We start from the raw sequence: 13,679 nt of genomic DNA on the forward strand, positions 1-13,679 counted from the left end.
TGCTGGTGCCGACGGCGTGGCTACGACGGAGACGGAGACGGGTTGGCGGGGGCTTTCGCAGCCGTTGACGTCGGTTTGGGAAACGTAAAACGTAAAGACCGTCGCCGTTTGGGTTGAGAAGCTAGGAGAAGTCGGAGAAGAAGCTACGCTGGTTGAGCCCGTGTACCATCTCAGATTTGTTCCGCTTGCCGTCAACGAAGTCGGGGTCGTTCCAACGCAGTAAGCGGGTGATCCGGCTACCGGAGCAAGCGGTGCATTGGTAATAACAACAGTTATGGATGCACGCGGGCTTTCGCAGCCGCTGATCGTCTGAGTGACGAAATACGACTGGATACCCGAGAGCGATGTGCCCGGAGTAGGCGCACCCGTCAGTCGGCCCGACTGACCATACCAGATCAGCCCCGACCCGGTTGCTGTGAGCGAGCCAGGGGTAGAAAATTGACAGAACGTTGCGGATGTGGGCAAGGTAGGCGCTGCCGGAATAGCGTTGACGGTGGCTTTGACGACCGTCCTCGGGCTTTCGCATCCATTGATTGTTTGCGATACATAAACGGTCTGCTCGCCAGTAGTCTGATTGTTGAGCGTCGGCGGTTGGCTGGAGCCGGTGCCTTCTGTGGCGGCTGTGTACCAGAGTGCACCGGGGATGGTGGCCGAGAACTGCCCTTGTGCTCCCTGGCAAAGCGTAATGCTGCTAACCGATGGGGCCGATGGCGTAGTTACCACAGAAACCGATAGGGGCTGGCGAACGCTTTCACACCCATTTACCGTCTGGCTGACATAGTACACACTGGATTTATCGTTGGGCGGTGTGGGGGCGCTAGTCAACGACTGAGACGCTGTGCTGGTCGTGTACCATTTGAGATTGGTGCCCGTAGCACTTAATGGGTTAGTAGTGGTTCCTGAGCAAACCGTCAAATCAGCGACTTTTGGCGCATCGGTACGGCTAATGATGAACGTGCTGGCTATGGAACTGACAAAGCTGCTATAGTCCACCACTCCTGAGGTAGTGGGCTTTTGAATAACGAGTTGAATCCGGTATCCCGTACCTGGCGTTATTGTCGCAGGAACCAGGACACTAATGGGGCTCGACCCTCCACTACCAATAGACTGCGGACTTGAAAAACTGCCTGTAGCGTCGGAAAGCTGAGCCTGATAAACCACACCGGACGGAGCAGACCCATTGACGCTAAACGAAACCGGAACCGTAGAGCCGGGGCAATAACTGCCTGACAATGTGCCCGTAACAAGGGTTAACGGGCTGATAGTCGTAATCTGAGCCGAGCCGCTAATCAAGTCACTAATGCCACAAATGTTGTCGTTGAAGCTTTTTATGAACGATTTGTCGTAAGTCGTCGACGCTGCAAACGTTGGCGTAATCGTTGTCGAATTAGCGGTTGAGGTTCCTGTACGAACGGTTACATTGTCCGTATACGTAAACGACCAGGGTGGTGTTCCCGTAAAGTCGAACCGAACGGGCGCTGTTGCACCAGCCGCAATGGTTGAACTGCCCGAGATGGTCATGGTCGGGAAGGCCAGCACACCAATGGTACTTGTATTGCTGACAACGTTCGTTGCGGTAGCGGCCACTTGAAAACGGTATGTCCCCGTGGCGAGTGAAGCCGGTAACGTAGTGCTGATGGATGAGGAGACACTTGTGCCAGGTAAATCTTGTAGTATACTACCATTGGCATTGATCAACTGAACCTTGAATGCATTACCCGCAGGAAACGTACCCGTTGTTGAAAACGGAAATGACACTGTAGAGCCGGCGCAGTAGTTGCCAGCCACACCATTGGCCGCAATAGCAGTAACAATGGGTGTACTCGCTTTGATGGTGAATACACTACTGACGCTTCCTGTAACGTTGGCAACAAGACCCCGCGTAACCACTCTGACCTGATAAGACCCTGAGGTTGCCGACGTTGGCAGGGTTGCTTTGATGGAGCGAATACCGCCAAAGCTGGCTGCGGCCTGTTCCCTGCCATTGTACTGATCGGTGACGTTTTGCAAATCGCCAACCAGGGTACCATTAGCATTCAAAAGCTGTACGTTAAACTTGTTATTTATTAATTCCTTGGGGAAGGTCCCGGAACCGGTGCGGTAATAAACGATGATGTCTGAACCAGGGGAAGCTTCCGTCGTCACGTTTGTATTAATTGTCGTGATGCTAAGCGGCTTGACGGTGATAACCAGTGATCCGCTGACCGGTCCTGTAAATCCTTTAATTTTGGATTGGTCGATGACCATGCTCGCGACTGGCCGAATAAAGACGAAGCCATCGCTGGTGACCTTGCGTGTTGTGTTCTCTCCCGGCGAATCGATCTCGAAATAGCGGGTACCAGTCCCGCCAAATTTGGCAAAAAAGCGGGCATCGCCCGTCTCGGTTCCTGCCTGAAAAACACTACCGTCAAACGTGGTGTCGGAAGTGGCGGAGGGGTTGCCGTAGGTAAGCGTCAGGCTGGTCTGTGCATGGGCGGTTCGCAAACCCATGACAACGAGCAGAATAAACAGCCAGTAGGTATTAATAGATGTACGCATTAGAGGATAAGGTTTTGGCGAGGAGCGCGCTCGTTAGTTTCTGGACTGGGTCTTCACATGGTCAAGTTGAGCCTTAACTTTTCCTGCTTTCAGTAGGTACCTAATTCCGTTGATAATCAATCCGCTGCCGACAAGGCTACCCCCGTAAACTGCATAAATGCCCGGCTGAGCGTAGGTGTTGAAGGGCATTGCTGCGGCCGGTGGTGTACCGGGCTGTTGAGATAGTGTTTGCCAGACTGCGTAGTCTGCGTTGAGGGTAGCAAACCGGCCTGCATACGCATCATAGCTGCGCTGTAGCGAGCTATAGCCCGCGTAACTGGTTCCTAATGCGGTCACCCCCGCGATAATCTGAATCCAGCCTTTTGTCTGATAAGCGCGTTTCAATCTGGTCAGGTAATCAATGGACGGTATTTGTCGGAGTACCAGCGTAGTGCCATCGACCCGTCGAAACGTAAGTAGCTTGTCCTGATCGGTTAGCAGGATGCTGAGCCTTTCCTGACTGGTTGTATTAGCGGCACTGCGCTGAAAGAAGCCGATGGGGATGGCTTTGGTCGACGATCTGGAAACGTTAAGCCAGCGTTGATCCCAGGTTACGGTGACGGAGTCCGCCGTGCCATTTGTGCTTCTGTACAGAAACTCATTGCCCCGGATCTTTGGCTTCGTCTCGAAACGCTGCGCGATAACCGGTGCGCTGATGGCCGTAAGCCCTTCCCCTGGTTGTACGAAACCCAGCCGTATTATGTACGTACGCCATTTGCCACCCATTTTCTCGGCTCTCAATTCTGCGACCCGTTGAACAGGCTGGTAGGGAACCGGGATTTGCGTGTGTTTACCTGTGAAGGCTGATGTAAAGAATATTTTTATATACGGATACTCCTTCCCTTCCAGAACGGGTGAGGTGACTATCCGAGAAAACTCAATGGTGGGAACATCAGATTTTGTATAGAACAAAATCAAATTCCGCAGGTATCGATCGACTTTAAAGTCAGCCGTACTGTCTGAGGAGTTATGCTTGGGGTCAATATCGTCCTCAACAACAATTGCATCATTGTAAAAGAGTTGGTCTTGGTTAGGTAGATAGCTATTTTGAATAATCGGGTTCTGTTCGGATTCCGTCAACCCAGTTGTATTTAGTGTGTTAAGAAGGTTGCGCAAGTTGTCGATGGTACTCCGGGCCTGAAACGTGATCTCGTCCTTATCACGCTTAGAAACGGGCCCTGCGGTGGTACTAACGACCCTGGCCGTGTACACTTTGCCAGGATCTTGCTGCGCTAATGCGGATGTTTCCACCAGAAGTACTCCCAGTAAAAGAAGAATAAATGTGTTGTTCATAAGCAGTTTGCATAAACGATGCGCTGGCGAAAACCGTCACTGCGTGAATAGCCAGTTGAGTAGTTTGCTTTGTTGAAGTTGTACTGATATGTGAATGACTGATCGCGAACGGTACGATTGTTCTGAATTTCCACAAGCCTGCTGTTCGCTATGTTATGAAGGAACGTATGCCCCCCAATGTCAGGGGAAGGTATGCCCCGTAGCAGGAGTTGTGTTTTGTTCCAGTAGGGTCGGTTGTCGTACGTGTACGTGTAGGTACGTTCTGTCTTACTGGCTGGAAGCGTTGTCTTTTCGCTTATCAACTGACCTTGGCTGTCGAACTGATACTCGATAATCTGGCCGTCCGATAGCGTTCGTTTGGTGATTTTGCCATTTGTTATCGTAGCAGCTATACCCGAATCTGTAAACTGAATAAGCTTCCCCGATCCATCGTAAGTGTAGCTTCGAAGAGGTGTTCGTTGCGCGTTCGTTTCAGCGTACGTTTTGAGTTTCCCGCCTTCATAAGTGTATAGCCTAAATCCAAGCGATTGCCCGGACTGAGTATTAGTAATGGCTACTTGTTGGAGCAGCCCGTCCTGATACGCATACGTGTAACTCTTGATTTCCTGCGTCGGACTGCCACTGGCGGAATAGACGATGGATTGCTCCGTTTGCGTGGTCAGAAAATAATCAGCCGAATAGGTAAAGCTTTGTTTGATGCTCGCTGTTAGCCGACCACTAGTCACTTGCTTATAGATGCTTTCTGCTACATGGCCAAACGTATTGTATTGATAGAACGTCGTATCATGTACACTTTCATTGACATTGGCGATGCTATAAACCTGACAGGTCTGGGGAATACCAGAGGCTGGGATAGCTGGTTCCTGATGGCAGCCAATGGTTCCGCTAAGCAGGACTATAGACCACAAAAGGTGCTTTACGAAGTGATTTTTTCTCATTGAGCTGTGATTAATTTTAACGAAACCCGTCGGTTAATGACTCTATTGGCTTCCGTTGTATTGGGGGCCAGGGGCTGACTGCTGCCAATCCCTTCTTTTGTTAATCGATCCTCTGAAATACCGTGCTTGGTCAGGAAGTTGGCTGTAGCGCGTGCCCGGTACACCGATAGCGTCTGGTTGAGCTGCGGGTCACCAACGTTATCCGTGTGGCCAGTAATCTGTAATGAATACGTGGGATGGGTTTTCAGATAGTCTACCACCTGCGTCAGCACATTCTGCGAATCTGGGCGTAATTGATAACTGCTCTGTTCAAAATAGATCATTGGTATCGAATCCGGCCTGAACAAGGCCGGGCTGATACTAGTGTCTGTCAGTACCGCTTTTGCTGCTGTCGCTTGTGGACGGGTGGGCGTTAGGGGTGAACGGTTGAGTGGTTGGGTGATCGTGACAAAATTCAGACCCGTACGCAGGTCAATGGTTCGCTTGGCTTCCTGGCTCTGGTAGCTGACGACCAGTTCAACGGTTTCGGGTGTCAAGTCGTACGCAATGTACTGACCCGCATAGCCGGGAAGTGGAAACAGCGTAGTCGCCCGAGTGGCTGACCGGACTTCGCACTGGTTGGCACCGGGGGCATTGACCGCTAACAAGGTTAGCTCACGTTGCAGTTTTATCGTGTGCTTCAGCGAACGTCCGTCTAACTGCTCAACAAGCATGTTGCCCGCGTAAGGCTGATAACCGGCAGCACTTACTTCAAGCGCTACGATGTCTCGCTGAGTGAACTCGACCTGAAACTGTCCTATCAAACTAGATTCCAAACACTGTCGAATACCTGACTTTGTAAAAAAGAGGCAAAGCGAAGCCGACAGTGGGTTAGATTGAACGGCATCCGTAATTACAAACGTATTCAACTGCCGCTGAACACTGTCCGGTGCTGATCGACCATCAGAAGCTCGATCAGTCTGAACGTAATGTGTCTGTTCGGTTTGCAGATATGGGGTATCTTTACCTTGCTTATCGACCGGCACAAGTGGAATGAAAAGACTGACGGGTTTTTCAGGTAAATCGTTGGGAAGCTGGACGGGAATCGTTTGACTTCGATAGTCGCTTCGGCTAATGAGTAGCGCCGTCGTGCCACAAGGAAGTCTCCCCGAGAACCGGCCAGACTCTCCACTTAAGCCAACGGCAACGCGACCAGTTGGCGTTTTTGCTACCAGCCGGGCAGCAGCCAAGGGCTGGCGAGTGGCATAGTTGACGACGCTGCCCTGTAAATGGAGGCAAGCCGAGGTGTCTACGTTCTGAGCCTGAACCAGAAGCGGTAGGGCGCTAAAGAATAGAGCTAGCCTGATCACAATTGCGCTGATCTATTGAGCGGAAACGCCGATGGAACCTAGCAGTAAATTCCATTTTACGTCTTCTTGACCGTTTTTGATCATGTGATAACGCTCCAGTTTGACACGAACGTTTTTTTGTGTCACATCGCTATAATAGGTATTCTCCCCTCGGCCAACGAACGTTTGCTGGGCAGTAATTACTCCATAATAATTACCGTCAGCGGCTTGTGATAATTCCTTTAAGTACTGAATTTCAGTCCACTCGATCGTAGTCGAACTGTAGGGTAGCAGTTTTAGATTATTTAGATACGTGCGGATCGGATACCGTCGTGCGCCGGTTCGTTTGCTCGAGGTAACTTCAATCGTGGCAGCTGGCATGAACAAAGATACCGCCTGTTCGATAGCCTGATTTCGGTCGTTTGAAGACAGCGATTTGTTGGTGATGATGTTCAGGTAGGAGGAAAACTCTTCTACTTTGTCGAGTGCTTTTTTGCGATATTGCTGGTAATCGGCAGCATTTAAAACCAGCTTACTTACGGGTGTTGGTGAAGCTGGTATAGAGACTGGTTGGGGGCTGTTATCCTTTGGCTGATCTAGGGTGGGTTGCGGGATGGGAGCAGGGTCTTTGACTGGTGGCTGGGAAGCGACTGGCTGCTCATTCGCTGCGTTAATTAGTTCTTTAACGCCCACCAATAGTGGAGCTGCTTCGGACGCATCTCTGATTAAGCTATGGCGGCCATCACCGTAAAAGATCGCGATTAACTCTCCTTTTGAAATTGAAGCTGATTTGCCATCGCTGGTCAGATAATTGACGACCGCGTCATTTTCGTAAGAAATTTTTGCTGGAAGCACTCCGAACGGCACGGCTCGTAACAAATAATCTTTGTTCTGCCAGACAGTCGTTGTCAGAAAGGATTGTAATTCCTGTTTGGCCAGCGCCAGATCTGGATTGAGCTTGTCAATGAGAAGAAAATTGCCTTTCCGAAAAGCTACTAATACGTTCTGCCGCTGAAAACTATGAGTGTTAAGCTTATCGGTCTGCTGTATGGTAAAGGTGATCCGGTCATCAGTTAGATCAGCGACCCGAGCATTGTCGAGTCGGTTACCGTTAGCGGTGTAAATAGCGTCTTGCGCGTACAGCGTTAAATGTAACCCAAGAAAAAGAAAGAGTGTGGGTAAAATTTGCTTCATGGAGTGGATAAGAAAAGAAATTGGGTACTAGCGCATGGTTTTGACCAGCTGGTGCGTCGCGTCGGTAATGAATGATTCGAGTTCGTCTTGGTCCAGTTCCTGATTAGCTTTGTTACTTAATCGGCGCTGTTCAGTTTTTTCGCCTGGTTTGAGCCACGGGCTGTTAACGAATACACCTTTCGACCCCGCTTTTTTGTATAGACCCCGGCATCCTTCGAGACAAGGCGTATAGTGAATCTTGTAGGAGCCAACAATTTCGTTCGTCCTTACGTGCACCAGTTTGAACTCCACGGACGCACCTCGCATATCACGGTAATCGTTGATAAGCCGCTGTTGATTATCGGGTTCCGTATTGCAGACATTCGTCGTGTAGCCAACAGGATTATCCAGCCGAACGAGTTCAAGAATCAGATCTGTATCGGTTAGTGAGCTGATTTTAGAATACGCAACACCCTGATTGGCATCGAGTACCTGATTAAACAGACCACGATCCCGAACGCTGAAACCTTCTTTGAAAAGCTGTTTTTCAATGGCGTTATACAGGGCAGTTTCATCATACTGTGTTTCAACAAACTGCACCTTGGCAGAAGCACGTCCATTTCCAGCTTGTCGGACAATAACAGGATTAACGACGTTTGATTGCGGATTTGTGGTACCCTGCGTGTTAGTAACGCCTTTTCGAGTATTAGGGACGCGAAGAACGATTCGTGGGGACTTTTTGACCAACATAATTTCGGTCAGTACATCGCTAGAAGTCAATTCGGGAGGTTTTTGCGAAAAACGGATCACTGCCTTTTTACTGCAACCTACCAGACAGAGCGTAACTATTACTACAAAGAAGTAAAATTTATTCATTTAAAAGAATCTTCAGTGTGGATGTTAAGCTGGTTTATAAACCAGCTTAAAGGTAGTGATAAACCACCAGTTCAGGCTTACACGTATAGAAGGATAGCTTCCTACTAATGATGCGTGTGCTTCACACAGGATTACCACAAGTTACAAACATAACAAATAGTGCTATTCGTTTTTAAGTACATCTATTATATAGTCTATTGTATATACATTCATTTATTTTTCGGTATGTAAGCGAAGGAATTAAGTGGAGCTTGAGACAAGCTCTTGGCTAGTTCTTGTAATTGAATTGCCAATTGCGATTAGTCTGCAAACATACAACGCCTTGGATTCAGCAGTTCTCAAATTCGGGACACATGTGTGTAGTGATAGCTAATCCCATTCAGTTTCTAACAGTATAAAATTGAGAAAGATAAAAGCTATCCTTATTATTTAGGTAGGTTTAATGTAGAAGTGCTTACAATACCAAATAAGAGAAGTCCTCATTATGTATTGTAGTAGAATAAAAAGTTCTTACAAATTATTTGTAAGAACTTGACCACTAGCTTTTCGAAGCTAGGCTCGAACCAGCGCCCCTGTGGCTAAAAGAACCTTCCGCGTTGCAATCCTTCTTTTCGTAGATTACCTCTTGGAATATGGTAGGCTATCTGACGGCTGAAGATGAAGCCAAATGAACGTTTCAATCCTTCCTCTCATGGATCAACCTCTGAAATACAGTTCATTGTAATAACTAGTTACGTCCCTCGTAAAATCTTGTTTTCTTACCCGTGAGTTAATATAGTAAAGTGACATAGCCTGTCACTAAACCAAAACCTGTTGTGTTAATCTTTCGTAACTTTGTTGAAAATTGATTGTATCTATGACTATCCTCCAGATTCCCGTTCCTGAAAATACTGCTGAACGCTTTCAGTTATTATCAGAACAGCAACAATCGCTGGTTTCACAGTTAGTGGCTGACTGCCTGTCTGAGCCTTCGAGTCTAGCCGATGTTATGGATTATATCAGCTTTAAAGCCACCCAGCGGGGGCTAACGCCTACTATTCTTCAGCAATTACTAAACGAGGAATGAGATTTGTGCTGGACACTAATACGCTCGTTAGTGCTGCTTTAATGGCTAAGTCTATCCCCCGTCAGGCTTTCGATATGGCCCTAAATAAAGGTGAGCTTCTGACATCTGAGAGCTGTTTGGCCGAGCTCAATCAGGTATTACATCGCCCTAAGTTTGCTCGTTACTTGACACCCTTTGAAGCGGACTTATTCATCAACCAGTATAGCCTGAAAGCAACAGTAGTCACTATCAGTAGTTCGATTACTGATTGTCGCGATCTTAAGGATAATAAGTTTCTTGAACTAGCCATTGATGGTATAGCTAACTGCATCGTCACAGGTGATCAGGACTTACTGGTTTTGCATCCGTACCGGGCACTATCGATTGTTACCCCATTTGCTTTTCTGAGCTGGGTGTCTGCTTAATACTATGTGTGGGCTATTAATAATGATTTCCATCAAGTTTTTTTACTCCTTGTCACTCTAGTTGTTCCACTCGTCAGAAATCGTTCAGAAAAAGCCGAGTAGAAGTCAATATCCTTTGCTATTAAACTGGACGGATTTTTTGAACGCGAAAAGGACCGTTTCCGGCCCCTACCCTGCCACTGTTCACAAAAACGCCCGACGCCAATCAGTAGCATACGCCCAAAGGCTTTAAGGCCATACAGGTTAAAAAAAGTGCTAAGGATATTCGTTAAGCAACAAGAAGCCTGCACGCTTGCCCTAGTCGGTAAAAGCGAGATTTAATTGGTGTTTCTGCCGACTTTTCGGGGTTAATTGGACCTATTCTGAACCAACCAGTCAGTTAGCTAGTTACATCATAGACATTGGCCTATAAGCATATCTTCCCTACTCGCTCACATCGGGGTTGTTTTTGTAAGTATTTGTACAAGTCTACCCATGTGCTTTAATTCCTAGCCAGTCTATTTTTCATCCCCATTCTAATTTAACGAATTTAATTTTTCTTTTTTCATCACCTTTATCGCGCAGTTCTACCCTACGCTTCTCCGTTGCTAATGATCGTCGGATCAGTGGGTCTGTCAGGACTTTCTCGCGCTTCGTTTGATCAATCCTTTCAGCCTGACCTTATCGATTATTTGCGGAAAGTGGCGGTTGTACATTATGCTAACGCTGGGCGATCAAACCCTGCGCTATAGTCCACTGGGTTAACAACTGCCCGGTATTAGCGAAAAAGTGCTAGCCGACGAGTTGAAAACCCTGTTCGCTTTAGGCGTCGTGCAGCGAACTGCATACGTTGAAATTCCACCCCGGGTAGAATACACACTAACCCTAAAGGCCGTGCTGCCTTACCACTGCGGAGGCAGATTCAATCAATCGGTCAACTCATTTCCTAACTGTCTTTTATGGCGACCAAGCTTAAATTCACCAATACAAACCGATCCACCTTTTTTGCTACGCTTCGCGAGCGGGTCGATGCTTATTTTACTGAGCGCGTTATTTCGCCCCACGCTAATAGCGTTATGTGGGCCAAGACGCTCTTTTTCCTAATCGGTTACGCCCTACTTTATGGGCTGATCTTATCCAATCAGTTCGATATAGGGACGATGCTGGGCTTAGCGGCTTTGCTGGGCGTGTTTGCCGCCTGCATTGGCTTCAATGTCTCCCATGATGCGCTGCATGGTGCCTTCTCGGCTCGTCCCTGGGTCAATAAACTCCTGGGCGGCAGCTTTTATCTGCTGGGTGCCAACCCCTACGTCTGGAAGATTAGTCATAACATCGTGCACCATACCTTTACTAACATTCCCGGCCATGATGAAGACATTGAGGTGGCACCAGGTTTGGTTCGCTTGGACCCTCAGGACTCGTTAAAACCTTGGCACCGCTATCAGCAGTGGTACACTTTTCCGTTGTACGCACTGACCTCGCTCTCGTGGGTGCTGCGCAAAGACTACGTCAAGTTCTTTAAGAATCGGATCGGCCACCACAACACCTCGACCCATCCCCGCGTCGAATACGTGAAGCTATTTGTGGCCAAACTACTTTATTACGTTTTCTTTCTGGTACTGCCCATTGCCGTACTTAGTCTGACCTGGTGGCAGGTACTGATCGGGTTCCTAGTCATGCACCTGGCCGAAGGACTGATGTTAGGACTGGTTTTCCAGCTGGCTCATGTGGTGGAAGGGACAACGTTCCCCCTACCCGATGAAAGGGGCAACATGCAGGACGCCTGGGCGATTCACCAATTATGTACGACGGCCAACTTTGCGCCCCGCTCCAAGCTAGCGGCCTTTCTTTGCGGGGGCCTAAACCGTCAGATTGAACATCACCTATTTCCCAAGATTTGCCACATTCATTACCCGGCCATTACGGACATTGTCAAACGCACGGCGCACGAGTTTAACTTGCCTTACCTGGAGAATCGCAGCTTTCATTCAGCGCTCTACTCCCATTTTCGCCTGTTACAAACGCTGGGACGACCAGCCTAGGTCAACGAAACACTGTTCCTGTAACTCGTATATCTCCTTTTATTCTCCCCTTATGGCTTCTCAACAAGACCTCGATTTTACTTACACAACTATCGACAAAATCTTTCGCCTGAGCATGGGCCAGACTGGCGACTATAGCGGAGCGCTGTACAACGGTGATTTTTCGCTCACCCTGGAACAGGCCCAGCGCCAGAAACACGTGTTTATCGCCGACAGTCTGCACCTAAGTGCCGGTTCTCGGGTGTTGGATCTGGGTTGCGGCTGGGGGCCTTTTCTTCAGTACGTGAAAGAACGGGGCGCTAATGGGCAAGGTGTTACGCTTTCGCAGGGACAGGCCGCAGCCTGCCGGGCCAACGGACTAGCGGTCGATATCAAGGACTGCCGCCAGATTACACCCATCGATTACGGACGGTTCGATGCCATCAGCAGTGTGGGAGCGATGGAACATTTCTGTTCGGTTGAACAGTATCAGGCTGGCCAGCAGGATGCGGTTTACGCCGACTTCTTTACTAAACTAGCGGACCTACTGCCGGTCGGGGGAAGGGTTTATATCCAGACCATGGTTTTTGGTAAGAACATGATTCCCTTCGAGCAAATAAGCCTGGATGCGCCGAGGGATTCGCCATCGTATGCCTTGGCATTGATGATCGCCCAGTTTCCAGGGTCCTGGCTACCCTATGGACCTGAGCAGGTCATTCGCAATGCACAGCCTCACTTCAAGCTAATCTCGAAAAGTAGCGGTAGGCTGGATTACATTCAGACCATTGGCGAGTGGCGGAAACGATTTCGTGCCTTTAACCTGCAAAAATATGGCCTCTATGCTTCGCTACTGCCGAAGCTGTTAACCAGCAAAGCCTTCCGGGACTTGATTGCCGTGTTTCGGGTTAGCCCCAACCGGGTATGTTTTCAGCAGGAGACGATGGAACATTACCGGATGGTATTTGAAAAAATATAGTTTACTGATCTTATGTTTCCGCATAGACCTCTGTGTTGGGCTCGCTTATCAGACCTGCTATCCCTACGACCAGTCCGTTTGTTATCACCTTGATGGCTACGGCTCACAGCGGCAACCCTGGCCGAGTGCGACGGAGTGATCGCTTCCATTGCGATGAATAAGCCGGACTAGTCGAATCATACAGTAAGGTTTGACTGCATTGAGGCCTTTTGTACCGTCAACTCCACTAAAGGTCATTTCATCAGCTTCCTGAATCGGCTCAACCAACCGGATGCATGAACAAGGAAACCAGGGTGGCCATCCAGCGAACTGATAAACCCAAAGCCTTTGGGTTTATTAAAAATCAAGGGCTACCTACTTGTATTCTTCTACTAATCAAGCTTGATTAACCCTACATTTAGTGAGTTCGTATCCTGGTGATTGTTAAGACTTTTTATCAATTAATAGTTATTTTTCTGCTTTGTTGATTTATATCTCAAAATTGTAATCTTTTCAGTCGCTGGCACGTTTATAGTTTACTACGTTGTTGCGTACGTGCTAACCGGCGGTCAAATGCCCTGCTCATGATTGACTACCTGGTTGCCAATTGGGTTAGGCTCTTCTCTTCTGCCCTCTATCTGCTTTCAATAAAAACCCCTACAGGTAGCCGTTCTCTTTTTTATCCGAATTGCTATCCCTTCCGTTATCCGGACGGGGACTGTTTTCCAATCGTTTGTCCAGTACCTGTGATTCACCGGCTTGGTTAGCTGGTGAGTCATGCTGGTTTTACCCGTCAGGCGATAGCAAACATTTCAAAATTCCAGTTACCTACTCTCGCAAAATGCATGAAAGATGCCCCAAAATTGACTGTAAAAGAACGGCAGCAAGCCGCCCATCAACTTCTCGAAGCGAGCAAAAAACCGTATCTGGTACGGGGTCTGGCCCGTACAGTATTGTATTTGACGGCTGAGCAGGCGGCCAAGCGGCAAGACCTGATTCCTCAGTTTAGCCTTTAGTCATTTCTGTTTGCAAAAAATCGTTCAGGCTGATGGATAGGACGATTATTCTG

Annotated in this window: 12 protein-coding genes; 6 read left to right on the forward strand and 6 right to left on the reverse strand. The window is 48.4% G+C overall.

Going from position 1 to position 13,679, the window contains the following annotated elements; genetic code table 11:
* The 6 genes from M0L20_RS28310 to M0L20_RS28335 all read right to left on the reverse strand — a co-directional run.
* Positions 1–2,538: Ig-like domain-containing protein (locus tag M0L20_RS28310; RefSeq protein WP_494338097.1), on the reverse strand; the 2,538-nt coding region annotated here is incomplete at its 3' end.
* Between the two features lie 33 nt (positions 2,539–2,571).
* Positions 2,572–3,870 (reverse strand): hypothetical protein, encoded by a 1,299-nt coding sequence (locus tag M0L20_RS28315; protein WP_248480554.1) that lies wholly within the window; start codon positions 3,868–3,870, stop codon positions 2,572–2,574.
* The gene (locus tag M0L20_RS28320; RefSeq protein ID WP_248480556.1) at positions 3,867–4,808 is read right to left on the reverse strand and encodes a hypothetical protein; all 942 of its coding nucleotides are present in this window, start codon (positions 4,806–4,808) and stop codon (positions 3,867–3,869) included. Before M0L20_RS28320 ends, M0L20_RS28315 begins: the two co-directional genes overlap by 4 nt.
* Entirely contained in the window at positions 4,805–6,157 is a 1,353-nt protein-coding gene (locus M0L20_RS30445) for an OmpA family protein (protein WP_248480557.1), read from the reverse strand. The genes M0L20_RS28320 and M0L20_RS30445 overlap by 4 nt, the downstream gene beginning before the upstream one ends.
* A 12-nt stretch (positions 6,158–6,169) precedes the next feature.
* Positions 6,170–7,330, reverse strand: coding sequence for a hypothetical protein (locus M0L20_RS28330; protein WP_248480558.1), 1,161 nt, complete (start codon positions 7,328–7,330; stop codon positions 6,170–6,172).
* Positions 7,331–7,357: 27 nt separating this feature from the next.
* Complete coding sequence (locus tag M0L20_RS28335) at positions 7,358–8,089, reverse strand: hypothetical protein (RefSeq protein WP_248480559.1); 732 nt, start codon at positions 8,087–8,089, stop codon at positions 7,358–7,360.
* A 952-nt stretch (positions 8,090–9,041) separates the two neighbouring features.
* On the opposite strand from M0L20_RS28335, the gene M0L20_RS28340 reads away from it, so the two are divergent.
* The 6 genes from M0L20_RS28340 (at position 9,042) to M0L20_RS28365 (ending at position 13,626) form a co-directional block, all read left to right on the forward strand.
* Positions 9,042–9,251, forward strand: a complete 210-nt coding sequence (locus M0L20_RS28340) for a hypothetical protein (protein WP_232564140.1) — start codon at positions 9,042–9,044, stop codon at positions 9,249–9,251.
* Entirely contained in the window at positions 9,248–9,655 is a 408-nt protein-coding gene (locus M0L20_RS28345) for a putative toxin-antitoxin system toxin component, PIN family (protein ID WP_248480560.1), read from the forward strand. Before M0L20_RS28340 ends, M0L20_RS28345 begins: the two co-directional genes overlap by 4 nt.
* A 768-nt stretch (positions 9,656–10,423) precedes the next feature.
* Positions 10,424–10,738 carry a winged helix-turn-helix transcriptional regulator gene (locus M0L20_RS28350; RefSeq protein ID WP_248480561.1) on the forward strand — a complete coding sequence of 105 codons (315 nt, stop codon included), beginning with the start codon at positions 10,424–10,426 and terminating at the stop codon, positions 10,736–10,738.
* A complete protein-coding gene (locus tag M0L20_RS28355) occupies positions 10,711–11,676 on the forward strand; it encodes a fatty acid desaturase family protein (protein ID WP_248480562.1) in 966 nt (321 codons plus the stop codon). Before M0L20_RS28350 ends, M0L20_RS28355 begins: the two co-directional genes overlap by 28 nt.
* Positions 11,677–11,728: 52 nt before the next feature.
* Complete coding sequence (locus tag M0L20_RS28360) at positions 11,729–12,631, forward strand: SAM-dependent methyltransferase (RefSeq protein WP_248480563.1); 903 nt, start codon at positions 11,729–11,731, stop codon at positions 12,629–12,631.
* 824 nt (positions 12,632–13,455) lie between these two features.
* A complete protein-coding gene (locus M0L20_RS28365; RefSeq protein ID WP_232564137.1) occupies positions 13,456–13,626 on the forward strand; it encodes a hypothetical protein in 171 nt (56 codons plus the stop codon).
* Positions 13,627–13,679 lie beyond the last annotated feature (53 nt).

This window comes from Spirosoma liriopis, from assembly GCF_023196085.1.
Classification (GTDB): Bacteria; Bacteroidota; Bacteroidia; order Cytophagales; family Spirosomataceae; genus Spirosoma; species Spirosoma oryzicola.

What these genes read in the sequence shown, in the direction of transcription:
- M0L20_RS28345 (WP_248480560.1), top strand. Translation starts at nt 9,248, where the DNA reads ATGAGATTTGTGCTGGACACTAATACGCTCGTTAGTGCTGCTTTAATG.
- M0L20_RS28360 (WP_248480563.1), top strand. Translation starts at nt 11,729, where the DNA reads ATGGCTTCTCAACAAGACCTCGATTTTACTTACACAACTATCGACAAA.
- M0L20_RS28340 (WP_232564140.1), top strand. Translation starts at nt 9,042, where the DNA reads ATGACTATCCTCCAGATTCCCGTTCCTGAAAATACTGCTGAACGCTTT.
- M0L20_RS28330 (WP_248480558.1), bottom strand. Translation starts at nt 7,330, where the DNA reads ATGAAGCAAATTTTACCCACACTCTTTCTTTTTCTTGGGTTACATTTA.
- M0L20_RS28320 (WP_248480556.1), bottom strand. Translation starts at nt 4,808, where the DNA reads ATGAGAAAAAATCACTTCGTAAAGCACCTTTTGTGGTCTATAGTCCTG.
- M0L20_RS28355 (WP_248480562.1), top strand. Translation starts at nt 10,711, where the DNA reads ATGTGGGCCAAGACGCTCTTTTTCCTAATCGGTTACGCCCTACTTTAT.
- M0L20_RS28365 (WP_232564137.1), top strand. Translation starts at nt 13,456, where the DNA reads ATGAAAGATGCCCCAAAATTGACTGTAAAAGAACGGCAGCAAGCCGCC.
- M0L20_RS28315 (WP_248480554.1), bottom strand. Translation starts at nt 3,870, where the DNA reads ATGAACAACACATTTATTCTTCTTTTACTGGGAGTACTTCTGGTGGAA.